At 68.1% G+C, this 23129-nt stretch carries 24 protein-coding genes; 11 read left to right on the top strand and 13 right to left on the bottom strand.

All coding sequences use genetic code 11. From position 1 onward, the window contains the following. The first annotated feature begins 34 nt into the window (after positions 1-34). Positions 35-721 carry a DUF4097 family beta strand repeat-containing protein gene (locus tag ACIBVN_RS21475; protein WP_397138884.1) on the top strand — a complete coding sequence of 229 codons (687 nt, stop codon included), beginning with the start codon at positions 35-37 and terminating at the stop codon, positions 719-721. A 30-nt stretch (positions 722-751) separates the two neighbouring features. On the opposite strand, the gene ACIBVN_RS21470 is transcribed toward ACIBVN_RS21475, so the two are convergent. From ACIBVN_RS21470 to ACIBVN_RS21460, 3 genes are all read right to left on the bottom strand, one after another. Then, positions 752-1048: a hypothetical protein gene (locus ACIBVN_RS21470; RefSeq protein ID WP_397138882.1), complete on the bottom strand. Its 297-nt coding sequence runs from the start codon at positions 1046-1048 to the stop codon at positions 752-754. Between the two features lie 170 nt (positions 1049-1218). Further along, positions 1219-1644, bottom strand: coding sequence for a transposase (locus tag ACIBVN_RS21465; protein ID WP_397138880.1), 426 nt, complete (start codon positions 1642-1644; stop codon positions 1219-1221). A gap of 54 nt (positions 1645-1698) precedes the next feature. Beyond that, positions 1699-1914: a hypothetical protein gene (locus ACIBVN_RS21460; RefSeq protein WP_397138878.1), complete on the bottom strand. Its 216-nt coding sequence runs from the start codon at positions 1912-1914 to the stop codon at positions 1699-1701. 286 nt (positions 1915-2200) lie between these two features. Here ACIBVN_RS21460 and ACIBVN_RS21455 point away from each other — a divergent pair, with 286 nt between their 5' ends. From ACIBVN_RS21455 to ACIBVN_RS21435, 5 genes are all read left to right on the top strand, one after another. Beyond that, entirely contained in the window at positions 2201-4081 is a 1881-nt protein-coding gene (locus ACIBVN_RS21455) for an alginate lyase family protein (RefSeq protein WP_397138876.1), read from the top strand. Positions 4082-4518: 437 nt separating this feature from the next. Continuing rightward, positions 4519-5052: a hypothetical protein gene (locus tag ACIBVN_RS21450; protein ID WP_397138874.1), complete on the top strand. Its 534-nt coding sequence runs from the start codon at positions 4519-4521 to the stop codon at positions 5050-5052. A gap of 960 nt (positions 5053-6012) precedes the next feature. Beyond that, the gene (locus ACIBVN_RS21445) at positions 6013-6135 is read left to right on the top strand and encodes a hypothetical protein (protein ID WP_397138872.1); all 123 of its coding nucleotides are present in this window, start codon (positions 6013-6015) and stop codon (positions 6133-6135) included. A gap of 100 nt (positions 6136-6235) precedes the next feature. Beyond that, the gene (locus ACIBVN_RS21440) at positions 6236-7387 is read left to right on the top strand and encodes an FxsB family cyclophane-forming radical SAM/SPASM peptide maturase (RefSeq protein WP_397138870.1); all 1152 of its coding nucleotides are present in this window, start codon (positions 6236-6238) and stop codon (positions 7385-7387) included. Beyond that, complete coding sequence (locus ACIBVN_RS21435; protein WP_397138868.1) at positions 7384-8688, top strand: MFS transporter; 1305 nt, start codon at positions 7384-7386, stop codon at positions 8686-8688. The genes ACIBVN_RS21440 and ACIBVN_RS21435 overlap by 4 nt, the downstream gene beginning before the upstream one ends. A gap of 76 nt (positions 8689-8764) precedes the next feature. Here the strand turns inward: ACIBVN_RS21435 and ACIBVN_RS21430 are convergent, their stop codons facing one another. The 6 genes from ACIBVN_RS21430 to ACIBVN_RS21405 form a co-directional block, all read right to left on the bottom strand. Beyond that, a complete protein-coding gene (locus ACIBVN_RS21430) occupies positions 8765-11626 on the bottom strand; it encodes a BTAD domain-containing putative transcriptional regulator (RefSeq protein ID WP_397138928.1) in 2862 nt (953 codons plus the stop codon). 360 nt (positions 11627-11986) lie between these two features. Further along, entirely contained in the window at positions 11987-12145 is a 159-nt protein-coding gene (locus tag ACIBVN_RS21425) for a hypothetical protein (RefSeq protein WP_397138866.1), read from the bottom strand. Positions 12146-12203: 58 nt separating this feature from the next. Further along, complete coding sequence (locus ACIBVN_RS21420; protein ID WP_397138864.1) at positions 12204-12542, bottom strand: hypothetical protein; 339 nt, start codon at positions 12540-12542, stop codon at positions 12204-12206. Beyond that, the gene (locus tag ACIBVN_RS21415; RefSeq protein WP_397138862.1) at positions 12542-12874 is read right to left on the bottom strand and encodes a hypothetical protein; all 333 of its coding nucleotides are present in this window, start codon (positions 12872-12874) and stop codon (positions 12542-12544) included. Before ACIBVN_RS21415 ends, ACIBVN_RS21420 begins: the two co-directional genes overlap by 1 nt. Before the next feature lie 130 nt (positions 12875-13004). Further along, a complete protein-coding gene (locus tag ACIBVN_RS21410) occupies positions 13005-13970 on the bottom strand; it encodes a PrsW family intramembrane metalloprotease (RefSeq protein ID WP_397138860.1) in 966 nt (321 codons plus the stop codon). A 154-nt stretch (positions 13971-14124) separates the two neighbouring features. Beyond that, a complete protein-coding gene (locus ACIBVN_RS21405) occupies positions 14125-15555 on the bottom strand; it encodes a CHASE3 domain-containing protein (RefSeq protein WP_397138858.1) in 1431 nt (476 codons plus the stop codon). Positions 15556-15600: 45 nt separating this feature from the next. Here ACIBVN_RS21405 and ACIBVN_RS21400 point away from each other — a divergent pair, with 45 nt between their 5' ends. After that, a complete protein-coding gene (locus ACIBVN_RS21400; RefSeq protein WP_397138856.1) occupies positions 15601-16254 on the top strand; it encodes a response regulator in 654 nt (217 codons plus the stop codon). On the opposite strand, the gene ACIBVN_RS21395 is transcribed toward ACIBVN_RS21400, so the two are convergent. Further along, positions 16232-16588 carry a response regulator gene (locus ACIBVN_RS21395; RefSeq protein ID WP_397138854.1) on the bottom strand — a complete coding sequence of 119 codons (357 nt, stop codon included), beginning with the start codon at positions 16586-16588 and terminating at the stop codon, positions 16232-16234. The two genes, ACIBVN_RS21400 and ACIBVN_RS21395, sit on opposite strands and share 23 nt — an antisense overlap. 317 nt (positions 16589-16905) lie before the next feature. On the opposite strand from ACIBVN_RS21395, the gene ACIBVN_RS21390 reads away from it, so the two are divergent. Both ACIBVN_RS21390 and ACIBVN_RS21385 read left to right on the top strand, forming a co-directional pair. Beyond that, positions 16906-18420, top strand: a complete 1515-nt coding sequence (locus tag ACIBVN_RS21390) for an MFS transporter (RefSeq protein ID WP_397138852.1) — start codon at positions 16906-16908, stop codon at positions 18418-18420. A 94-nt stretch (positions 18421-18514) separates the two neighbouring features. After that, positions 18515-18661: a hypothetical protein gene (locus tag ACIBVN_RS21385; RefSeq protein ID WP_397138850.1), complete on the top strand. Its 147-nt coding sequence runs from the start codon at positions 18515-18517 to the stop codon at positions 18659-18661. A 291-nt stretch (positions 18662-18952) separates the two neighbouring features. Here the strand turns inward: ACIBVN_RS21385 and ACIBVN_RS21380 are convergent, their stop codons facing one another. Together ACIBVN_RS21380 and ACIBVN_RS21375 are read right to left on the bottom strand one after the other, a co-directional pair. Then, complete coding sequence (locus tag ACIBVN_RS21380; RefSeq protein WP_397138848.1) at positions 18953-19111, bottom strand: hypothetical protein; 159 nt, start codon at positions 19109-19111, stop codon at positions 18953-18955. Between the two features lie 10 nt (positions 19112-19121). Then, positions 19122-19694, bottom strand: a complete 573-nt coding sequence (locus ACIBVN_RS21375; protein WP_397138846.1) for a dihydrofolate reductase family protein — start codon at positions 19692-19694, stop codon at positions 19122-19124. Between the two features lie 73 nt (positions 19695-19767). Here ACIBVN_RS21375 and ACIBVN_RS21370 point away from each other — a divergent pair, with 73 nt between their 5' ends. Next, positions 19768-20340 carry a TetR/AcrR family transcriptional regulator gene (locus tag ACIBVN_RS21370; RefSeq protein WP_397138844.1) on the top strand — a complete coding sequence of 191 codons (573 nt, stop codon included), beginning with the start codon at positions 19768-19770 and terminating at the stop codon, positions 20338-20340. A gap of 40 nt (positions 20341-20380) precedes the next feature. Here the strand turns inward: ACIBVN_RS21370 and ACIBVN_RS21365 are convergent, their stop codons facing one another. Next, positions 20381-21475 (bottom strand): DUF6348 family protein, encoded by a 1095-nt coding sequence (locus ACIBVN_RS21365; protein WP_397138842.1) that lies wholly within the window; start codon positions 21473-21475, stop codon positions 20381-20383. Between the two features lie 290 nt (positions 21476-21765). Here ACIBVN_RS21365 and ACIBVN_RS21360 point away from each other — a divergent pair, with 290 nt between their 5' ends. Further along, positions 21766-22977, top strand: coding sequence for an MFS transporter (locus ACIBVN_RS21360; protein ID WP_397138840.1), 1212 nt, complete (start codon positions 21766-21768; stop codon positions 22975-22977). The last annotated feature ends 152 nt before the right edge of the window (positions 22978-23129 follow it).

Raw genomic sequence — 23129 nt, 5'->3', positions numbered from 1 at the left:
TTGGAATTGCGCCATGAAAATGAAGGCAAAAACGATGATCGCGTGCTCTATCGTGCTCGTGGCGGTATTGACCGGCTGCGGCACCAGCGACCCGCTGGATGAGGACACCGTGTCGTACAACATCACCGACAAGGTAGCGGCGTTGCACGTCGAAGCCGACAACGCCGGGACCGTCGAAGTGGTCGAGTCCCATCGTGGGAGCATCCACGTAACGGAGCGGCTCAGCTGGCTCAGGGACAAGCCGAAGACCAGCCACAAGGTACAAGGCGACACGCTAGAGCTGACGTTCGCCTGTCCTACCACCTGGGGGTGGGGCGCCTTGGGCGCGTCTTGCGACGTGCATTACCAGATCGAGGCGCCCAAGGGACTCCGCATCAAGGTGAGTTCCGCCTCGGGGAACCTCACGCTGAAGAACCTGTCGGGCGAGTTGGAAGCCACCACTGACTCTGGGGCAATCAAGGCCACCGAGCTGGCAGGCGGAAAGGTCGCCACGAAGACCGGCTCGGGCGATATGAACCTGGCCTTCGCCGGACCCCCCGACCAGGTCACCACCACCACGGATTCGGGCAAGACCGTGATCCGTGTGCCATCAGGGTCGTACAACATCGTGGCCACGACGGACTCCGGCCACAAGAACATCAAGGCCGCGAGCCTCCCTTCGGCCCAGCGCACGATCGCGCTGTCCAGCGACTCCGGGGACCTGGAGGTCAGGACACCCTGATTGGCCCCTCCTAGCGACAGCTGCCATTCGTTAGCTCAGCTGGGTGTATGCGGTGGCCAGGCGGGCGCGGCGATGGAACCAGCGGGCGCGTGCTTGATGGCGGCGTCGCCAGGCTGACCAGTGAGCAACGAGTTCCAGGGTCGGTGCGTGGCCAGTGATGGCGTTGAACAGGCGCTTGACCTCTGCGATCGTCAGCGGGATCAGGCCAGGGTCGGCGGGCGGTGCTTCGTCGGGACGGGTGGGGCGCGTGGCCTGGGTATCGGTGCGGTGCCGGGTCGCGGCGGCGGTGGCCGCGCAGACGGCCAAGGCGGGCCATGACCAGCACAAGGTGCCGCATCAGCGCCTGGTGGAGGCGGACCTGGGACTCGTCCAGGCCGAACAGGTCCTTGCCGGCCTGGAAGCTCTCCTCCACCGGCCATCGCAGCCCGGCCGGGGTGATCAGGCGGGCCAGGGTGGCTGGCTGACCGGCGGGCACGAAGCAGTAGTGAAAGGCCAGTTCACCACTCTTGCAGTGCTTGCGCACCAGCAAATAGTGGGCGGGGCTGGCAGTGGCGATCCAGGCCCAGGCGTAGGTGCGCTCGCCCTTGGAGCCAGTCCCGGCCGAGCGGATGACCCACCGGCGTTTCTGCCTCAGATGCTTGGCCACGGCTTGTTCGCAGGTCAGGCAGGGTGCCGCCGCCGAGGGCGAGGGTGAAGGTGGCACGGATACGCAAGACGTAGGCCTGGCCGTGTTCTTCCAGGAAGGTCCGCAGCTTGGTGCAGGCGCCGTAGACCTCGTCACCGGCCACGAAGTCCAGGCGTACGTCGTCGGCGTAGGCCTCGCCGAGCAGGTCGATGGCCAGTTCGCCCTTGGTTGCGAAGGTCAGATGCAGCGGCAGGCCTCCCGGAAAAAAGAGGCAGCCGTACCCGCGTGCCGGATTCACGCCATGAAGCCAAATAACTCCACAAGGTAAACGGCAAGTTGACCGGGATCGGAGTCAGCGGCTGGCTGGCGGTGGCCTGCTGCGCGCGGGCGGCAGTGGGGAACTGCTCTGGCCAGAGGCGAGAGTCGCCGCGGTGTGCGCGACGGGCCGTCGGTCGGTGGTCTGCCGCCACGAAGCCAGCATGTGCAGATTGGCGACGCAGACCATGAGTGCGACCAGGGTGGCCTGCGCGACGCGGCCATGGGCGAGCCGGTTCTTGGGGTCGACCAAGTCGAGGTGATGACCCTTGAGGCAGCCGTTGACCCACGTCGCGCCTGCCGGACGCGCCCTCGCCGCGGCCGGGCGGGTCTCTGCACGGTATGGGCGCGGATCGGCTGTAGGCATCCTGCCAGGCCGAGGTGAGGTGGTGCGGTTTCTGCCGGAACGTGGCCAGGTACCCCAGATCGCCAGGGTGCGGTATGTGCTCGGTATAGCGGGCACCCCTCCACAGCCCGAACGCCTTGACAGCTGAACCGACGGCTGGCGGAATGGGCGTCCGAATCTTGGAAGGAAGCCCGTGCGTCTCGTCCGTCCTCTTGCCGCCGCCATGCTCGTGGCCGCGGCCTTATCTGTGCCGCAGCCTGCGCAGGCGGCCGCGTTCAAGCATCCTGGCGTCCTGGTCAGCCGTGCTCAGCTCGACTTCGTCAGGGCCAACCTCGGCAACGAGCCGTGGAAGTCTGCCTGGAACGCCCTGCAAAGCCATCGCTTTGCCAAGCTGTCCTATACGGCCCACCCTCGCGCCGAGGTGAATTGCGGCCCGTCGTCGAACCCCGACATCGGCTGCTCGGACGAACGCGAGGACGCCATGGCGGCCTACACGCACGCCCTCCAGTGGTACCTCACCAAGGACTCCCGCTACGCCAAGAAGGCGATCCAGATCATGGACGCCTGGTCAGCCGTGATCACCAAACACACCGGGGAGAACGCGCCGCTGCAGACCGGGTGGGCGGGCGCCAACTTCTCCCGCGCCGCCGAACTCATCAAGCACACCTACACCGGGTGGACCCAGGCCGGCCGGCTCGCCGGCAAGCTGCGCACCGTGTACCTCCCGACCCTGATCGCCGGAAGGCCCAACAACAACGGCAACTGGGAACTGATCATGACCGATGCCGCCATCGGCATCGCCGTGCACCTCGACGACCGGGCCTCCTTCGACCGGGCGATCGCGACCTGGCGCGGCAGGCTGCCCGCCTACATCTACCTCAAGACGGACGGCTCGTACCCCAAGGCGCCGCCGAACAGCCAGTACGACACCAAAGCGAAGATCATCGACTACTGGCACGGGCAGACCACGTTCGTGGACGGGCTGACCCAGGAGACCTGCCGGGACTTCTGGCACACCGGATGGGGCCTCGCGGCCATCTCCCACGTCGCCGAGACGGCCGGCCACCAAGGTGTGGACCTGTACGCCGTGGCCAAGCACCGGCTGCGTCGCGCCATGGACCTCCACGCTCGCCTCCAGTTGGGCGGGACGGTGCCCTCGTGGCTGTGCGGCGGAAAGGTCACCAAGGACCTCGGGAAGCACTTCGAGGTCGGCTTCAACGCGCTGCACCACCGTCTCGGGTACGACGATGTTCCTTATGCCAAGCAGTGGGTCGAGAAGAGCCGCCCCGACGGAGTGTCCCACTTCCTGGCCTGGGAGACCCTCACCCACGCGCAGAACCCGCACTTCGGCGGGCCAAAGGGCGTCACGTCGGTGTACGGGGTGCTGCCGAACGGGCAGCTGACCTATACCACCATCGACGCCGCCACCGGAAAGCGCACCCACGGCGCGGTCGTGTCCACAGCCACCCTCGGCTTCACGCCCAAGGCCATGGCCACACTCAACTCCAACACCATCCTGCTCACCGACGCCAACGGCAAGCTGTATCGCGTCGACGTGCAGAGCAACCGTGACAGCCTCACCTTCAAGCCGCCCTTCCTGCTGGGCAGCGGCTACACCCACGACCTGCTTGCCTACGACGGCACCAGTCACCTGTTCGGCATTGAGAACGGAACCCTCCACCGCTACACCATCACCGCCGCCAAACCTGCCCTTGCCGACATCACCGGCAACATCGCCATCGGCAGCGGCTTCACCCTCAAAACCCTCACCGCCACCGGAGAGGACTGGATCCTCGGCACCACGGCCGGAGGGCAGCTCATCTCCTACAACATCAGCGGTGCCGGCTCCTGGAAGCGCTACCAGCTACGCGACTCCACCTGGCAGAATTTCGACCACCTGCTGTCGCCTGGCGGGGGTGTCTATTTCGGCCACCACCGCGAAAACTCCATGCACCACTACCGCGACGTCAACCCCTACGACGGCCGAGGCGACGACCTGACCGGCCGGGACACCGTCGACGTCGGCGGCTGGGTACAGACCCTCCTGTCCGCCCAGCCCGCCACAGTCACGTGAGCGAATGACAGACGGGGCGTGACAAGGACCCTGGCATCGGCCGGGCCGCCTCGTCACCGGGCAGGTGATTGTGGCGGGGCTCTTCCGTCGTCAGGTTCGAAGGTGCCAACCCAATCGTCCCTGAACGAAAGAAGAGCCCTGTGTAGGCACCGTACGACACAGACGTCACTGCTGACGTCTTTGCGGAGGCGAAGACGTCAGCAACTGTCTGATCGGACAGCTCACCGCTGCGGCCGCCGCGTCGCTGACGCATGACCAGCTGGAGGACACGATCGTCGAGCAGGGGCGTGAGCTGCACGCCAGCTCCTGCAGGCGCACCTTGACCTGCGAGCATTACGGGAGCGGGTGCACGGCGCCCGCCATGACGGGGCGGCCCTGACCGTGACCGGGGTAGACGGCGTGGTGCGAAGGGCGGGTGGAGATGGGGCATCACCGCGGTGGTCAGCGTCCTGGTAAGCGCGGAACCGGCCCTCGCCGCCGAGTCCAGCCCCGTCGGATTTGCCGGCATGAACGGCGGTACGACCGGTGGCGCCGGTGGCTCGACGGTCGGATCCGGCTCAGGTCTCAACGGTGGCGGGCTGACCATGAACGGCGTCAGCAATATCATCATCCGCAACCTGACCATCCAGAATTCCCGCGACGACGCCATCAACGTTCAGGACGGCTCGCACCACATCTGGATCGACCACAACAACTTCACCCGCGCCTCGGACGGCCTGTCGCGCAACGCGAGCAGCGTGGCCACGATCCCGTACTCCTACACTCCGGGAGTGCAACTGCTCGGTGAAGTCGACGGTCACTGCCGGCGCTGGCGTGGGCAAGATCGGCCTCTGAGATCCGGTGCTGGCAGGGCTTCCGAACGGCCTACGCGCCCGCCGGCCCTGCCACGTCACCTGTTACAGACCTCTCCCGCGGGGATCATGCTCCCTCGTGGGAGAGAGGGCTCGGCACCGCCGTCATTCACCGTATGAGCCGTCCGGGAAGCGAGCATCGTCGCGTTGGCAAGCGATCTTGGCAGGCCAGCCTTATCGCAGGCCAGGCACACTCGTGAACACCCCGCCAGGGGCCGTTCTTGAAACGGCTGGACCGAAGTTGACGAGATCCCACCAGATGAAGCTGCGGCATCCGTTCCCTGCACCGGGTCCGGGTGCTGCCCCTGCCCAGACCGGGATCAGTGCACCCGATCACGCGAGCCTCTGGGGTCCAGGAAGCCCTGCCGATAGCCCTGCCTGCGGGACCGGCTGGATGAGCGAGGGCGTTTGGCGGGGACTGTGGTGAGGCTGAAGTGATTCTGTGGCACGGGATGTCAAGGTTGACCGTGTGGTTCGCCGTACCAAGCGAAAGGAAAAGGTGGTCATGGGAACCGAACTCACCGTCCTCGAGGCCGTCATCGCCGACATGCAGGACTCCGTCTCGGCCGACTTGTTCCTCAGCTCCCTCTGAGAAGCTGAGCAGGCCGGCGTGCGTTGAAGCCGTCGGCCTCGTTCCGCCGGCAAAGGAAGACCGCCGGATGGCCGGACCTTCTCGACATGAACGCTCCGCAAAGAGTGACGCGAGCCTCTGAGGTCCCGGAGGTCCTGCCGACAGTCCTGTCCGCCAACGCATCCCCGCCCACGTGACCGTCACCACCGGGATTCGCGTCCATGCCTTGTTCCGGCAGCCGTTCGCACATCGTCTTGGCGGGGGCTACCCGCAGCTCTGTGTGAAGGCCTCGGATCCCGTCCATCGCGCCGGGCGCCACCACGCCACACCTCACCATCGCGGCACTCGAATCCAGCGGTGGGGTCCCAGCCTGCTCCGCAGTGCGCCCAGGGCCCGCCTCTGGATCTGCGCCGGGTCGACGGGAGGGTGCACGGTGAAGACCGGCGCGATGGCGGGGACTGTGGTGAGGCCGAAGTGATTCTGTGGCGCGGGATGTCAACGTTAGCCGTGTGGTTCGCCGTACCAAGCGAAAGGAAAACGTGGTCATGGAGACCGAACTGACCGTCCTCGAGGCCGTCATCGCCGACATGCAGGACTCCGCCTCGGCCGACTTGTTCAACAGCGCCCTCTAAGAAACCGAGCAGGCCAGTGGACTGAAAGGGGCGTGCGTTGAAGTCGTCGGTTTCGTTCTCCGGGCGAAGGAAGACCTCCGAGTGGCCGGACCTTCTCGACATGGACGCCCTGCAAAGGGCGGGATGGCGGCCGCTGCCGTTCACGCAGTTCGTGATCAAGATTCACAGCAGGTGCAATCTTGCGTGCGACTACTGCTACATGTACGAGATGGCCGACCAGAGCTGGTCTTCCCGCGACAAGGTGATGGATTCGGCGACCATGAAGGCGACGATCGACCGCATCGCCGAGCACGCCCGAGTTCACCGGCTCCCCTCCGTGAACGCGGTGCTCCATGGAGGGGAGCCGTTGCTCGCTGGAACCTCGTGGATCGACGGGTTCGTCGCCGACCTGCGCGGCGTGCTGGAGCCCGATGTACAGGTCGCGGTGAGCATGCAGACCAACGGCACCCTGATCGACGAGGACTTCTTGCGGACTGCCGCCGAACGTCGTATCGGCGTCAGCGTCAGCCTGGACGGGGCCGAGCAGGACAACGACCAGCACCGGCGCTACGCGGGAGGGCGCGGTTCCTACCAGGCTGTGGCCCGCGGGCTGGCTCTCCTCGCCTCCGGACCGTATCGGGCGCAGTTCCGTGGACTGCTGTGCACGATCAACGTCGACAATGACCCGATCGGCACCTACGAGGAACTGCTCAGGTGGCGACCGCCCGCCATCGACTTCCTGCTGCCGCACGGCACCTGGTCCAGCCCACCCCCGAAGCGTACGACCGACGAGGATCACACGCCGTACGCGGACTGGCTCCTGGAGATCTTCGAGCGGTGGTACACCGCGCCGAGCAGGCAGACACGGGTTCGGCTGTTCGAGAGCGTCATCCGCATGGCGCTGGGCGGACAGAGCATGACGGAGGCCGTCGGCCTGCAGCCCGCACGACTCGTGGTCATCGAGACCGACGGCTCCATCGAGCAGGTCGACTCGCTCAAGGCCGCTTTCGACGGCGCACCCGCAACCGGGCTCACCGTGCGCGACGGACCCTTCGACCGTGCGCTGGAGCATCCCTCGGTCGCGGCTCGGCAGATAGGGATCGAGGCTTTGAGCGAGAAGTGCAGGGCTTGCTCGCTGCGCGACACCTGCGGCGGCGGCCTCTATCCACACCGTTACCGCGAAGGGTCCGGTTTCCTCAACCCATCGGTCTACTGCCCCGACCTGATGAAGTTGATCACTCACATTGTCGGACGCGTCAGGGCCGACGTGTGAGCTGGCGGCGCGACTTCTGGCTGCTGTTCGCGGGATCGAGCCTGGCCACCGTGGCCGCGAGGGCGAGCGCGGCCGCCTACCCGCTCCTCGCCCTGCTGCTGACCGGCTCGCCGGTGCTTGCGGGGTGGGTGCGGTTCGCGTCGATGGCACCGCACCTGCTCTTCACGCTTCCCTTCGGCGTTCTGGTGGACAGGCACGATCGGCGGCGGCTGTTGGTCATCTCCCAGGTCGGCAGGGCAGTGGCGATCGGGCTGCTCGCCGTCACGATCGCCGCCGACGGTCCGTGGATGCCGGTGTTGTGGGCGACGGTGGTGGTCGAAGGAACGCTGACTGTCCTGCACCAGCGCGCACTCGGGCCGGCGATCGCCGAGGTCGTCCCCAAGGAACACACGACATGGGCGGTGTCGAGGAACGAGGGGGCGCTGGCGGCGGCCACACTGGCCGGTCAGCCTGTGGGCGGCTTCCTCCTCGGCATCGGCAATGCCTTCCCCTTCGTGGCGGGGCTGATCGCCCAATCGGCCGCGGCGGTGACCATCCTCTGGACTCGCATGCCTGTGCGCCGGGCGGCGGAGGCCGAGGTGGTCGCGCACGGTCTTCCCGACGCGCACGGTCTTCCCGATGCGCACGGCCGCCTGGACGGCACGGCAGTCGCCGAACATGTGGGCGTCGAAGACGCGAGCGACGACCGCGGGCGCGGTGTGCGGGGCGCCGTGCACGACATGGCCCAGGGCGCGCGATGGATCTGGCGCGATGCCTTTCTCCGGTTGGCGGTCGCCGTCTTCACCACCACGAACGTACTCTGGCAGATGCTCGGCATCCTGCTCATCGTGCTGGCCACATCGGCGGGGGCTTCGCCTGCGGCAGTCGGGCTGATTCTCGGAGCCACCGGTCTGGGCGGCGTCGTGGGCTCAACGGTCGCCCCACGGGTGCTTCAGCATGTCGGCCCGGTGACAGTGCTCAGGCTGGCCTGCTGGCTCTGGCTGGGTGCAATCGCCGTCGTCGCGTTCGCCACGGCACCGCCCGTGCTGGCGGTGGGATGGGGATGCGTCGGCTTGATCGCCGGAGTCCTCGACGTCGCGACCATGACGTACGTGATCTCCAACACGCCGAAGGACCTGATGGGGCGGGTCACGAGCGTTCCGGCGATGCTGGCGTTGGGGGTGAGCCCGCTCGGTGCTTTGGCCGGAGGGTACCTGGTGGAGCTGTGGGGGCCGCAACCCGTGCTGCTCGTTGCCGCGGTCGCGATGGCGGCCATCGCCGTGTTCGCCACGCTGGCACGCGTGCCTTCGCAGGTCAGATGACGTCTCGTCGCGGCCGGCAGCCCGTCACGATCAAGAAGGTCCACTGCGGCGCGTTCCGGCCGCGCCGATCCGGTTCTCAGGGCGCCTGGTTCGTGGCATCCGCGGCGGGTTGGACTCGGGCAGATCCAGACTCAGCTCGGACTGTGTCGATCATTTGCCGGGCACGGGCACGCCACACCGGATTTCCGTGTCTGTCCATGAGGTCGTGGCAGCGTATGAAATAGTCGGCCGCAGCCTGCGACTGCCCGTGTTCAAGGCTGACCTCGCCGAGGAAGTAGGCGGACAACGCCTCGTTGTACGTATCACCGGTCTGCGCGGACAGAAGCGACAGTCTGTAAAGCGAGTTCACCGCGTCTCCGGGCCGCCCGGCGGCGCGGTAAGCCTCGCTCAGCCGACGCAACGTGTAGCGTTCGCCCGGCCCCCATCCAAGATCGTGGCTGATGTCGAGGCCCTCCTGGTAACACTTGATGGCCCCTTGCGCATCGTCACTGCGGAAGCAGATGATCCCGGTGAGCAGGGCACGCAGGAACCGTGCGATCGGGTCGCCGTACTGTTGCTCCTTGATGAGCAACAGGGCCTGCCGGAAAAGGCGAATGACTTCCTGGTGATCCTGCTGGTGAGCTGCGCACACGGCGAACAGGCCATCCAGCAGGTCGCCGATTCCGTCTGCCGACTCAAATCGGGAAAAGACTTCCTTGACTCCAATCTGCCTCCAGCTTTCAGGCTCTGTCTCCAAGAGGTCGCAGGCGACCAGTCCGGTGAGTGCGTAGGCGGCCGAATGAGCGTCATCGCTCGAACGGAAGTGGTCGAACACAGTCCGGAACATGTCGCGCGCCGTCTCCAACCGCCCGAGGTCCAACTCGATGTCGGCCTGCGCCAGTTGCGCGAGAATTGCTCTGTCGCGATCAGTCGTTCGCTGGGCCGCTTGTTGCAGGAGACGCGTGGCCTCCACCCGAAAACCGGTGATGACGAGGAACGGAGTGAGGCGAAGGACCAGCTCTGCTGCGGCATCGGCATGGGCGAGTCCAACCGCGGTCAACAGCGTCTCACGCTCCGCCGACAACCATGCGGCTCCTCCATGAGACCGTCCGTCGGAAGTCCCAGGTGCCGCCATCGGGACCACCGGTGGCGGATACGCCAACCCGGCGACGCGCACTCTCGCCAGCGACTCGTCCACGAACCGCCGTATCGCCACATCCCGTTGTTCCGGCGAATCATCGGCCTCCGCACGTTCGTGGGCGAATTTCCGCAGAAGATCGTGCATGCGGTAACGCGGCTGACCGCTCTGATCGATTTCGCCCATCCTCAGCAGGCCGGCTGCCACGAGCGTTTCCAGAGTCGTGTCCGTCTCACGTGGAGACACACCCAGCAATGCGGCCACGACCCATTCCGCGAAATCGTCGATCCCTGCCAACCCCAACAGCCGGAAAGCCCGTCCAGCCAGATCCGGCAACAGCTGGTGGCTCGCGGCGAAAGTCCGGCGGATGTCCAACTCGCCGAGGACCAGTTCGTCCAGGGGCTGCCCGCCCGTCAATCGTGTGGCGAGCTCCTGCAAGGGCCAGGTCGGTCTCGTCGCGAGCCTGGCCCCCGCCACCCTGATGGCCAACGGAAGCCGCCCGCAGGCCAGCACGATGGCCCGGGCCGCATCGGGTTCGGACCGAACCCGATCCTCTCCGGCGATCTGCGCCAGCATCATCTGTCCCACGGCTTCGGACGGCAGGTCGACCGCAATGCGGGTGGCGCCCGCCAGTGTGGGGAGCGGACTGCGACTGGTAACCAGTACCGCGCTACGCGGTGTTCCGGGCAGCAGGCAACGCACCTGCTTCTCATGCTCAGCGTCGTCGAGCACGACGAGCACGGCCCGATCGGCCAGCAATGAGCGGTACAGCGCTGCTCTGCTTTCGGTCGAGTCGGGGATGTCCGATCCAAGGCACTGCAGTGAGCGAAGCGCTTCAGCGAGGAGAGCGGCAGGCTCGCGTGCCGTGCCGCCCGATTTGAGGTTCAGGTAGAGCTGGCCGTCCGGAAAGTCCTCGCGAAGCTGATGCGCGGCGTGAACGGCCAGGGTGCTCTTCCCTATCCCGGAAGGCCCGAGGAGCACCGCGATTGCTGGTGTTGTCCGGTCGGTGTTCCGACGCAATGCCGTGGTCACCCGGTGGAGTTCCTCGGGTCTGTCCACGATGTCGGCTATGTCTGCGGGAAGCTGGCATATCCGACGCCACGTTTCCATCTTGCCGACGGTGACGGTGTCGGCCAAGATGTCGGCTTGGAGTTGCTGAAGCTTCCTGCTGGGCTCGATACCCAGATCGTCGATGAGGGCCGCGCGGGCGTGCCCGAAGGCCTCAAGCGCCGCGTCGCGTTGTCCAGTTTGTGAAAGAGCGAGCATGAGCAGATGCCACGCGCGTTCACGTAGCGGCTGCTCCGCCACGACGGCACGCAGTTCAGGTATCACCTCGGCGGGTTGGCCCAGGCCGAGCTTCGCCTCGGACCAGTCCAGCCGTACGGCTGTGCGCTGCTCTTCTACTTGGGCTGCGCGGGCGAGCACCGGGCCCACGAGTTCGGTGCCTTCAGCCAGCCCGCCCCGCCATAGCGACAGCGCCGTCTCATACTGGTGTACGGCGCCCCAGGCGTTGCCCTGCTCGTGCTCGGCCCTCGCCGACTGGACCGCTTGCTCGAAGGCAAGCAGATCCACCTCCTCCGGGAGCGCCTCGAAAAGGTATCCCGTTCCCCTGGTAAGAAGGCGCGTACCGGGCGGCAGCGCTTGACGTAACTGGGCGATGTAGGTTTGCAGATTTGAGACGGCCGAGGTGGGTGGAGTCTCCCACAAGGCCGCGACCAACCGTTGCCTGGGAACCACGGTGTTGGCATGAAGAAGCAGGCTCGTCAACACTGCGCGCTGCTTCCCGCTCAAGCGGGCTTCCCGTCTCTCCGACCAGCGCACTTGTACCGGCCCCAGGACCTTGAAAGTCGCTTCGCCCAAAGTCTCATCCCGCCTGTGAGCACGGTAGGTGGGGTCGCCGTCGATTTTCGATCATCGGACCGCTCGGGGTCGAGAGGGACGGAGGTGATAAAGATCACAGATTGCACTCAACTGAACGCGATCAGTGGCATATGGCGCCATATATATCGGGCCATGGCGATCGCAAGCTCCGACCGGCGCCGGCGTGCCGTGGGAGGCGGCCGATCTCTCGGCGGTGGAATCAGCCGGTCCGCCGCGCCTCGTCCACGGCCGGGATTGACGAACGCCACGTCGGCCGATGTCGGCGTAGAGTTTCGAAAACCCGTCCCCCCTACGGCCGGATCAGATCGGGGTGGAGTTCGGCAGGGCTCCGTAGACCTCACGCAGCTCGACAACCGGCTTGACCAGGCTCTGCAACGTCCGAGGACTCAATCCGGCGACATCCCGAGCCCAGCAGTGCTCCGCCAGCGTGGCGCACCAGACCAAGACGCTGGCCGGCATCTTGGGCCGATACGAGTTGGTCGGGCCGGACGATCTAGCCACACTGCCCTGGCGGCTGCTATCTGTCCGCCGAGCCCGTCTCGAACATGGCGGCGCAGGCGATGAGGACGAGCGAGGCCGTGAAGAGCACGGCGTGGGCGGCCGCCCACCACGAGCTGATCCGGCGGACGGCGACGGCCAGGAGCAATGGCAGGAACTGGGCCACGCACACGAAGGCGGTCAAGCAGCCCAGCAGCATCCCGGCGCCGTTGTTGTTGCTCCCATCTGAGATGAACGTAGAAGTGAAGCCGACCACGACCAGGAAGCCCACAACTCCCGACAACAGTGCATGGACGGTGAGCAGCGCAGCCTTCAGGATGGCCCACGCCGTTCGCCGTCGTACATAAAGATCCGTCATCAAGCTCCGCATCGTCCCAGTACCCGGCGTGCGGCCGGGCCGGGCGTGCGGGCTGGGGCCGATCCCGCCCCGGCCGAATGGGCGCCGTAGTTGCCGATCTCCTCAACGACATTAGCCGGAACGGCGACCTGCACAGAGGGGACTGTACGGATGCACAGCTCGGGATCATACGGGCGCCCGAAGGCGCTCCTGACCTCCCCCAGCAGGTCGGTCGCCGTCGCCGCAGAATTGACCGTGGTGACACGTATCCCATGGGCGGCCTCCTCCTCGCGCAGGGAATCGGCCAGCTCCCGCAGCGCCGCCTTACTGCCGAGCACCAGCAGGAGGAGCATCCTCGTCCGGCCAGGCCTGACCGCCCGCCGTCGGAGACCTCGGGCCGGCGTTCCGGTCGTGATGGCTGGTGCGGTTCCTGTGCCACGTCGAGCGCGGCTTCCGGAGCCGCTCCCGAGATGCGGGCGGTCATCACACGTTCATCGGCGGCAGGACCGGCGCAGTCGCCCGCCCCCGCTGGAGGGGGATCCATCGCAGCAGGAGCAGGGCCAGCCCGATCAGCCCGTCCATGGCGAGCAGCCCCCAGTTCAGCATGGTGAACACGTGTACCTGCGCCTGGGTGACGCCGGGCAGCTCGCCCAGCTGGACGATCGACGTCCACTGGTCCCGCGTGCCGGTCAGGAGCAGCGTCAGCCACACCGCGATGACCTGCGAGGCGTCCCAGAGGGCGTGCAGCAGGACCACCACGATGTACCAGCCGAGCAGCGCCGCCCGCGGCTGGGGCCGTCCGCTCCGGTTGCGTGCGGCGGTCGCGAACAGGACGCCGCCCAGCAGCGCGGTCCACAGCCCGTGCCCGACGGGAGCGAGCACCGCGCGCAAGGCCTCGGTCTCGACCAGGTCGAGCAGTGACAAGCCGTGGGAGGTGAACAGCGCGTTGAAGGCGTATCCGGCGCTCTCGAGCGCGGCGAAGCCGAAGCCCACGGCCGCGCCGAGCACCATGCCGTCGCGCGCGGTGTAGAAGGGCAGGCGCCGGGCGACCAGCCACAACGCGGCCAGCTTGACACCCTCCTCGATCATGCCGATCGCCGGGTAGGTCCAGCCCGACGCGTGGGCCAGGAACGCCGACTCCAGGACTGAGGCGCCCAGAACGCCGAGCACGCCGCCGTACACGAACGCGGCGAAGACGCGCTGGGCGGTGATCACGGCGTCGCCGTGCCGGAAGGCGAAGGCGACGAACGTGACTGGAACCAGGAAGCTGCCGACCAGGATGATGGTGGGGATCAGATTCGTGTTGCCGGTGACGAACGTGACGACCACGGTCGCCACCCAGAGCACCGACCCGCCGAGGAAGATCCGGATCCAGCTCGGGCCGGAACGCGGCTGTCTGATCGAGACGTTGGGTACGACGTCGGCAGGGACCATCGACAATGGCTGCACAGCAGGCTCCTTCCGGGGGACTTCCCCCAGGATGTGCGCTGCCGACCGTCACTGTCGTCCTGGCCAGCGGCCATCCCGGCTACCTGCTGGCTGGAATCCCGGCGTGGGGTCAGCCACGACCGACCGGCAGCCTGGCTGGAGTCCCGGCGTCGGGTCAGCCGCCGTCGACCGGGAGTTCGGCGCTGAGCGTGGTGCCCTCGCCAGGCGGGCTGACCAGCGCGATCGTGCCGGAGAGCGCCTCGACGCGGTCGGCGAGCCCGAGCAGCCCGGAGCCCGCGCCCGTCGAGGCGCCGCCCACGCCGTCATCGCTGACCTGCAGCCGCAGCATCCCGTCGGCCAGGTACGCCCGCACGGTCACGGTCGTGGCGTGGGCATGCTTGGCCGTGTTCGTGAGCGATTCGGAGACCACGTAGTAGGCGGCCACCTCCACGGGCTCGGGCAGCCGGCCGGGTACATCCAACTCCAGCTCCACCGGTACGGCGCTGCGGCGGGCCAGGGTTTTCAACGCCGGGCCCAATCCCGCCTCGCTCAGGATCGCCGGATGGATGCCTCTGGAGATCTCGCGCAGTTCGTCCACCGCCTCGCCGAGCCCCTCGGCCAGCCGGTCGAGCGGCTCGGCGAGCTCGTGCCGGTCGGGCGGCAGCCCTGCCTGGGTGGCCCGCACTTCCAGTACGAGCGAGACCAGCCGCTGCTGAATGCCGTCGTGCAGGTCGCGTTCGATGCGGCGGCGGGCCTGGTCGGCGGAGGTGACGATACGCGAGCGGGAGGCGGCCAGCTCCTCCTGCTGCCGGGCGAGGGTGACCGCCATCGTGTTGAAGCCGCGTTCCAGCACGCCTACCTCGCCGGCGCCGCGCTCGGACACGCGTGCCTGGAGATCGCCGTCCGCCAGCCGCCGGGTCGCTCCGGCCACCCGCCGTACCGGAACCACCACCGCGCGGGTGAGGTAGCCGGAGTAGGCGCCGATCAGGGCGACCGACGCGATCAGGCTCGACACTCCCACGGCGCTCGCGCGATGTGCCGCGGCATCGGAGCGCTGCTGCTCGGACCTGGCCATCGACAACGCGGCGGCCACCAGCGCGTCGAAGTCCGCGCGCATCGCGTCCACGCGGCGCTTGCCCTCGGAGATTTCCGCCGTCCGCGCCCTGGCCGGGTCGCGGCGTATGGCCTCCACCAGGGGGACGGAGTAGTCGTTGATGTAGGAAGTGCCGGCCGCGGTGATCGTCCGGGCCCGCGCACGCTGGGCGGGGGTGTCCGCCACGAGCCGCTCCAGCGCGCTCGCCTGGCCGGGAAATGCCGCGATGGCCTCGCGCCAGGGCTGGAGGAACGCCTCCTGATCGGTGAGGGCGAAGCCGCGCTGGCCCGCCTCCATGTCGATGATCAGACGTTCCAGCCGGTTGGCCATCGTCAGGACCGATGCGGAGCGCTGCTCGCGAAGCCGGACGTCGCGCAGGTTGGCGATCGAGGCCAGCAGCACCGCGAAGGCCCCGCCCACGATCAGTGCGAGCACGGCTCCGGCCGCCACCGCGCGTACGGTCAGACCGCGGCTGACGTCGCCCGCTGGTCGGCGTGACCGGCCAAGGAACATTCCCGGAGTGTACCGACACGACGATGAGGTCGGGATAATGCCTATATGCCCGGTACGCAGGTGGTTCTCGCTGACGACGACGTTCTGCTGCGCGAGGGGCTCGCCAGCCTCCTGGAGCGTTCCGGTCTGGAAGTGATCGGCCAGGCCGGCGATGCCGGGCAGTTGCTGGCGCTGGTACGCGAGACGCAGCCGCAGCTCGCCATCGTGGACATCCGGATGCCGCCGACCAACACCGTCGAGGGGCTGCAGGCGGCCGCGCAGATCCGCGAGGAACATCCCGAGATCGGCATCCTGGTGCTGTCGGCGCACGCCGACGCCGAGCACGCCATGCAGCTGCTGGCCAGCGGCGGTGGGATCGGTTACCTGCTCAAGAGCCGGGTGACCGACGTGGAGGAGTTCGTCGACACGGCGCGGCGGATCGCCAAGGGCGGCTCGGTCGTGGATCCGGCGCTCGTTCAGGAGCTGGTGTCGGCCCGACGCCGCAACGATCCCCTCGACGTGCTCAGCGCCAGAGAACGCGAGGTGCTGTCGCTGATGGCCGAGGGCCGCTCCAACGCGGGCATCGCCCGGCGGCTGTGGGTGACCGAGGGCACAGTCGAGAAGCACGTGCGCAGCATTCTCAACAAGCTCGGGCTGACCGAGACCGATGACGACCACCGCCGGGTGCTGGCCGTTCTCACGTTCCTCGAGGCTCGCTGAGCAACTGCCGGATGGCCGGCCCGGACAGCCCCGACTTGGCCAGGAACCCGATCGCCGGGCTCTCCTCGACCAGCTGGCCCAGGTCGGCCGCGTCCCGGGTGGAAATCATGATGACCGGAACGTCGTCCAGCCGGACCGCCACGTCGAAGCCGCTCTCCTCACCCAGCCCCACGTCGACCAGCGCCACGTCCGGCCGCAGTGCCGAGGCCAGGGACTCGGCCTCGGCGCCGGTCGTGGCCACGCCGACGACTCGGACGTCCTGCAGCTCCAGCAGCCGGCGCGCGGCATCCATGAACCGCCGGCTGTCATCGACGATCAGGCAGCGCAATTCCACGACCCCAGGCTGCCACCCGCGTCAGGCGTCGGACATTCCCGCTAGCTGGAAGCTCTTCGCCGGCGCCACCGGGATGAGCCGCGCGGCACCCGTACGGCGATCTCGGAGGTGTTGTGCGGCGGATCAGGCAGCGGTGGCCGGACCTGGGAACAAGGGCCGGCAGGCACGCATGGTCACGCCAGCTGCAAGCGCGGGATTACCGCTGGCCGGTAGCGCGATTGGGCGCTGACTTCGACGACTTCCTTCCCTCCGCTTGCTGGGATTGGCGGTGTAGGCGACCGGGAAGGCGGTCGCCGCGATCCGGAAGGAGCCGCACCATGGGAGCGACGGCCGGCACTTCGCCCGGGGTGATCCGCAGCCTGATTCCGGCGAGACTGGACCGACTGGCATGGACGCCCTTTCACACTCGGCTCGTTGTGGCGCTCGGCGTGGCATGGGTGCTCGACGGCCTGGAGATCACTATTGCCAGTTCGGTGACCGGTGTGCTGAGCCAGCCGGACACCCTTGACCTGTCGGCGACCGCCGTCGGGGCCATCGCGACCGTGTACCTCGTCGGCGAGGTGGTCGGCGCCCTGGTCTTCGGCCGGCTGTCGGACCGGTTGGGCCGCCGCAACCTCTTCACCGTGACCTTGCTGGTGTACCTGGTCGGCAGCGGCCTGACCGCATTCACGTTCGGTCACGGCACCGGCTGGATCGTCTACCTGTTCGCCACCCGCTTCATCGCGGGCATGGGCATCGGCGGCGAATACGCCGCGATCAACTCGGCGATCGACGAGATGATCCCGGCGCGCTACCGGGGTCGGATCGACATCGGCGTCAACGGGACGTACTGGGCCGGCGCCATCCTCGGCACCCTGGGCACGCTGGTCCTGCTGAACGTGTTCTCCCCGGAGATCGGCTGGCGGCCGGCGTTCCTGCTCGGCCCCGTGCTGGCCGTCTTCGTGGTGTACGTGCGGCGCAACCTGCCAGAAAGCCCTCGCTGGCTGCTCATGCACGGCCGCGCGGCCGAGGCGGAGCGCGCCATGGCCGCCATCGAGGCGCAGTACGGCTCGCCCGGCGTCTTGCGGCCCGTGGACGACAGCCGTGCGATCGAGGTCAGGCCGGAGCGGGCCGGCTATCGCGCCCTGCTGCGGGTGCTGTTCGTCGATCACTGGCGGCGGTCGGTGCTCGGCGCCACCTTGATGATCACTCAGTCGTTTCTGTACAACGCGATCTTCTTCACGTACGCGCTGGTGCTGACCCATTTCTACGGCGTACGCGCGACTGACGCGCCGATCTACCTGATCGGGTTCGCGGCGGGGAACCTGCTCGGCCCCCTCACCATCGGCCGGCTGTTCGACACCGTCGGCCGTAAGCAGATGATCGCCGGTACCTACATCGTGTCCGGCGTGCTCCTGGCGATCACCGCTGTCCTGTTCGACCAGGGCGTCCTGACCGCGGCCACCCAGACCGTCGCCTGGTGCGTGATCTTCTTCTTCGCGTCCGCCGGCGCCAGCTCCGCCTACCTGTCGGTGAGCGAGATCTTCCCACTCGAGGTGCGTGCCCAGGCGATCGCGGTGTTCTTCGCCATCGCGCAGTGCTTCGGCGCGATCGGCCCCGTGCTGTACGGCCACCTCATCGGCACCGGCGCCGACCCGTCCCGGCTGTTCGCCGGATACCTCATCGGCGGCGCGGTCATGGTCGTCGGCGGTGTCGTCGAGATCCTGCTCGGGGTCCGCGCCGAACGCCGACCGCTGGAGGAGATCGCCCGCCCGCTGTCCGCGGTCCCCAGCACGGCCGTGCCGGGTGCGATGGGTGCCACGACGGCCTTCCTCCCGCGCGAGGGCTCGTAGTACGTGAACCGCGGAGAAGCTGGGCAGACCGCTGCGCTTCGAGCCCCTGACGTACGGCCAGGCCCGAGCGGCCTACATCACGGCGGGGATCCCCATGGACGTCGCCGAGTACATCCTGGGCTACCAGGCCGAATACGCCGAGGAACCACCTACGGTCTCCCCCGACACCGAACGCGTCCTCGGCCGCCCAGGCCGCACGATGTCACGCTGGGTAGCCGACCACGCCGCCGACCTGACCTGAGCCACTGGACCCGGGTTGCCCACTCACTCGCCGCGGGCAGCTCGGGCGTGTGTTCAGGGCAGCCCGCGCCCGGCACCGCTCTGAAGGTGTCACCGGTCAGCACGCCGACCGCCACGGCGGTCACCATCGCCTGCGCCGGCCCGGCCCCCAGTGCGAAGGTGACGACGCGGGACCGGGCGACAGACCCGCGGCGGCCCACCGCCCACAGGCTCGCCGCCACCGCCAAGGCGCCATAGAGCGCCGTCAGCCGCCAAGGGGCCTCCCCCACCCCGGGCCAGGGTCTGCACTCCGTCAGTAACCGCTGCGGCGGGGGGCGGCGGTCGGGCGGCGGGAGAGGTTTGTTCGGCTTGTGGGTTTGAGGTCGCGTGCCGGGTGTGCGGGGTGGTGCGGTGAGCGGGCGTGGTGGTCGGTCTTGGTCTGGGTGATCGAGGTGGGGAGTTTGATATGCATGCTGTCTCCTTCAGGCCCTGGTGAGCCAGGTGACCTGGGCGCCGTTGTCGAAGGATTCCCGGCGGGTGGGGGTGAACAGGGTGGGGCGGAAGTGTCCGGAGAACATGGGGATGCCCGTGCCGGCTACGACGGGGTAGCTCTTGAGGATGATTTCGTCGATCTCGGGGAGCAGGGAGGCGGCGAGTTTGCCGCCGCCGCAGAGGTAGATGTCCATGCCGGTGTCTTCGGCCTTCAGTTGCTGGATGAGCTTGATCGGGTCGCCGGAGTGCACGTGCACTGTCGGGTCGTCGATGGTGAGGGTGTTGGAGATGACGTACTGGCGTAGGTGGGCGTAGGGGCTGGTGGTGGGGACGTCCAGGGCCGGTTCGTAAGTGCCGCGGCCCATCACCAGGGTGTCGAAGACTTTGTTGGGGGCGTTGTCGAGACCGGCGAGTTTGCGGATGTGGGTGGGGAGCGTCTCGGGGTAGCGGGCGTTGATCCAGGCGGCCATCTGGTCTGACAGGGGGTAGAAGTCGAATTCGGCGTTGGGGCCTGCGATGTAGCCGTCGAGTGAGGCGGCGATGTAGTAGACGAGCTTCCGCATGTCGGTCAACTCCCGGTGTAGTACTCTGTGTGGAGTGGTTAGACCGTAGTACTACAAGTGGAGTGGTGTCAAGGTGCGGAGAAATCCCGAGCGGCGGCAGGCACTGATCGACGCGGCCATCGAGGTGCTGGCCAGGGAAGGAGCGCGAGGGCTGACCTTCCGGGCCGTCGACGCCGAGGCGGCTGTGCCCCCCGGCACGGCCTCCAACTACTTCGCCAACCGCGACGACCTGTTCACCCAGGTCGGCGGACGCATCTATGAGCGGTTGCTGCCCGATGAGGCCACGATCGCCCGTAATCGGGAGGGCGTGCAGGACGAGATCCGCTATGCCGAGCTCATGCACGAACTGGTGGACCGGGTCTCCGCCTTCAACTCCGGCTACCTGGCCCTGCTCGAGCTCCGGCTGGAGTCCACCCGGCGCCCCGAGCTGCGCGCCGTGCTGACCAAGCGCATCCGCGAGGACATCGACGCCAACATCGGCTACCACGCCACGTCGGGCCTGCCCGGCGACTCGACCTCGGTGGTGCTCCTCTACCTCACACTGAACTGGCTCATCGTGGAGCGGCTGACACTGCCCGACATCTTCACCGAGCAGGAGATCCACGAGCTGGTGGACGCCGCCGTGCGACGATCGCTGAACGCCTGACGTGTAAGGCCACCCGGCGGTTCTGGGAAACGATCATCCCTCATGCGGGAAGCGATCTCCGGACGCCCCTGTTGTCGACAGGCACGAGCAGGCCGAAGATCCGCACCGCGACCCTCCCGTCGGGCAGCGGTGCCTGGCTGTCCGCGACCACCGCCTCGCCGCCGGGCCACGGCTCGTTGTCCAGCAGCATCTCGTTGGTCTGCAGCCGGCCGTCGTGGTATGCGGTGAACAGGTGTAGCCCGTGCACCTTTCGGGTGAGCGGCTCGGCGCGCAGTGTCTCCAGCAGCCGGTCGAGCAAAGGCCCGGCAGATGGCACCGACCGGTCGGCGAACAGGTTGATCTGGGGGCCCAGCACCAGTTCGAACGCGCCGCTCGGGTGGTCGTACCGCTTCCGCTCGACCTGGTCGGGGGCGGCGCCGGGGAGCAGGAGGCCGTCGACGATCGGGTGCAGCGCGCCGAGCATGAACTTGCTCACCGCCTCGCCGATCGCGTCGCGCCAGGTGGTGCCGTACCCGGCGAAGCTCTCCACCAGCCATGGCCTGGCCAGCGCCGGGTGCGACACGGCGAAGTCCACCTGAGCCATCACCACGCCGGCTGGGGCGGGGTGGACGAACAGCTCCGCGCCGACCTTCGTCTCGCCGTCGAGCGGTATGCCGTGCCCGCGAAGGAAACCCTCGAGCACGGCTCGCGGCGAGGGTACGCCACCGTCGCCTTGCTCAACCGGTTCCAGGTCCTCGACCAGCGTGGTCTCGCTGAGCATCAGGTCCGACAGCTTCGACCCGGCGTGCAGCGCGTTGTTGATCGCATTGAACTCGCCGCTGCGCACCGCGATCCGCCCGACCTCGCCACGGTCGCCCCGCTGCGCGCGGTCCAACGCTGCCATGAACACCGGTTCGGCCGAGAGACTCACCCGCCCGCCCGGGGTCACCAGCCCGTCCGGGTACGAGACGTCCGGCAGCAACCGCCGCGTGTACGCCATCGGCAGGAAGATCAACAACCGCTCGGCTAGCCACGGCTCGACGCCGGCTCCGGTCAGCCGCTCCCACACCTCCTCGTCACGCGGGGGCTCCTCACCCGCACAGAACGCGGCGATCCCCACCTCGACAGCGGCATCAAACCCCGTGGATTCGATCATGGCGCAACCCTATCCACGGCGGTCCTCCGATCGGACAAGCCGACCGCTGCCATCGTTCGTAACGCTCTTGTTGAAGCCTCTTGCCGTCCTGCTAGGGTTGCCCCAGTCGCCCGGACCCGCCTTGGCCTGGGCATCTGACGTTTTCCTCCGCCCGGTGCCGGGGGCGGCGGTGAGGGCGCGTGTCCCGTCCCACCGCAGTCCTGGACGTCCCCCCGGCGGGCCAGGGGCCGCACCTTTCTGTATCACTCAGGCGCCGGCGACCCCCGGATGGCTCGCCACGCTCGGCGGCGATGAAGGACACCCTCATGCCCCGCGCCGCTACCGGCTACCGTCCCCTGCTGCGCAGCCCCGGCGCTGCCGCCTTCTTCTTCGCCGCCGCTGTCGGTCGCGTCGGCGTCGCCATGACCGGCCTCGGCCTGGTCTGGTTGCTGCACGCCCGTACCGGCTCCTATGGCACCGCCGGCCTGGCCACCGCCGGATTCGCCCTCGCCGAGGCCCTGATCGGCCCTTGGCTGGCCCGGTTGGTCGACCAGTTCGGCCAGACCCGCGTCCTGCCGTTCTCCCTGCTCGCCCACGGCGCCGCCATCGCCGGCGTCCTCGCATCCACCACCCCCACCGCCGCGATCATCGCCGCGACCTGCGCCGGAGCGGCCGTCCCCCAGCTCGGCGCCCTGTCCGCAGCCCGCTGGGCCCACCTGCTGCGCGGCGATCGGGCCGACGAACTGCCCACCGCCTTCTCTCTGGAATCTCTGGCCAATGCCACCGCCTTCCTCCTCGGGCCGGTCCTGGTCACCTCGCTCGGCGCGGTCGGCGACGCGGCCCTGGCCATCCTCATCGCCGCGGCCCTCATCCTCGGCGGGGGAGGGACGCTGGCCGCTCAGGGCCGCACAGTGCCCCCGCCCGCCCGCGAGCACACCGAACGCGCCCGCGCCGGACGGACCCTGCTGCAGCCGGCCTTCCTCCTTCTCGCCCTGCTCAACCTGGCCGTCGGGCTGTACTTCGGAACCATGGGGGTCTCGGTGAGTTCCTTCGCCATCAGCCACGGGACTCCTGGCGCGGCCGCGCCGATCATCGCCGCCGCCAGCCTCAGCGGGCTGCTCTCCGGCTGGCTCTACGGGCTGCGACGGCACCCCGCCTCACCACGCCGCCAGCTCGTCATCGCCACCGCCTGTCTGACGGTCGCGGCACTGCTGCTTCCCCTCGCGCCGTCCGCCATCTGGCTCGGCGCTGCTGTGGTGGTCACGGAGGCGGCGGTACCGCCAACGCTCGTCCTGCTGAACGTGCTCACGGAGAAGGTCGTCCACCCAGCCGTCCTCACCCAGGCCTTCACCTGGAACAACTCCGCCAGCGCGGCCGGTTCGGCGCTGGCTGCGTCCCTCGCCGGGCGCGCCGCCGACGCGTGGGGCGCCTCGGCCGCCCTCGCGCAGGCCCCTGCGGCCGGGCTCGTCCTCCTCGTCTGCTCGCTCGTCCTGTCGCTTGGTGCTCGGCGGCCGGCGTCGTAGCTCTGCGCAAGGTTCGGGTCATCGACCAAGATCGTGCAAGCGTAGGTCAAGCCTCCTGGCGCAGGACTCTGGGTCACGTCGTGCCTTGGCCAAAATTTGACTACTCTTGGTTGCACACCATTAGCTGTACGTCACCGTCTGGGCCTGCCGGG

It is taken from the genome of Nonomuraea sp. NPDC049400 (assembly GCF_044466425.1).
Taxonomy (GTDB): Bacteria; Actinomycetota; Actinomycetes; order Streptosporangiales; family Streptosporangiaceae; genus Nonomuraea.
The sequence above is the reverse complement of the archived record's forward strand: the minus strand, read 5'-3'. Positions and strand labels throughout refer to the sequence as shown.

Bases quoted from the DNA above. Each gene is read 5' to 3' on its own strand.
- ACIBVN_RS21475 (WP_397138884.1), top strand. From the start codon at position 35: ATGATCGCGTGCTCTATCGTGCTCGTGGCGGTATTGACCGGCTGCGGC.
- ACIBVN_RS21440 (WP_397138870.1), top strand. From the start codon at position 6,236: ATGGACGCCCTGCAAAGGGCGGGATGGCGGCCGCTGCCGTTCACGCAG.
- ACIBVN_RS21425 (WP_397138866.1), bottom strand. From the start codon at position 12,145: ATGCCGGCCAGCGTCTTGGTCTGGTGCGCCACGCTGGCGGAGCACTGC.
- ACIBVN_RS21420 (WP_397138864.1), bottom strand. From the start codon at position 12,542: ATGACGGATCTTTATGTACGACGGCGAACGGCGTGGGCCATCCTGAAG.
- ACIBVN_RS21415 (WP_397138862.1), bottom strand. From the start codon at position 12,874: ATGCTCCTCCTGCTGGTGCTCGGCAGTAAGGCGGCGCTGCGGGAGCTG.
- ACIBVN_RS21405 (WP_397138858.1), bottom strand. From the start codon at position 15,555: ATGTTCCTTGGCCGGTCACGCCGACCAGCGGGCGACGTCAGCCGCGGT.
- ACIBVN_RS21400 (WP_397138856.1), top strand. From the start codon at position 15,601: ATGCCCGGTACGCAGGTGGTTCTCGCTGACGACGACGTTCTGCTGCGC.
- ACIBVN_RS21390 (WP_397138852.1), top strand. From the start codon at position 16,906: ATGGGAGCGACGGCCGGCACTTCGCCCGGGGTGATCCGCAGCCTGATT.
- ACIBVN_RS21385 (WP_397138850.1), top strand. From the start codon at position 18,515: ATGGACGTCGCCGAGTACATCCTGGGCTACCAGGCCGAATACGCCGAG.
- ACIBVN_RS21380 (WP_397138848.1), bottom strand. From the start codon at position 19,111: ATGCATATCAAACTCCCCACCTCGATCACCCAGACCAAGACCGACCAC.
- ACIBVN_RS21375 (WP_397138846.1), bottom strand. From the start codon at position 19,694: ATGCGGAAGCTCGTCTACTACATCGCCGCCTCACTCGACGGCTACATC.
- ACIBVN_RS21365 (WP_397138842.1), bottom strand. From the start codon at position 21,475: ATGATCGAATCCACGGGGTTTGATGCCGCTGTCGAGGTGGGGATCGCC.
- ACIBVN_RS21360 (WP_397138840.1), top strand. From the start codon at position 21,766: ATGAAGGACACCCTCATGCCCCGCGCCGCTACCGGCTACCGTCCCCTG.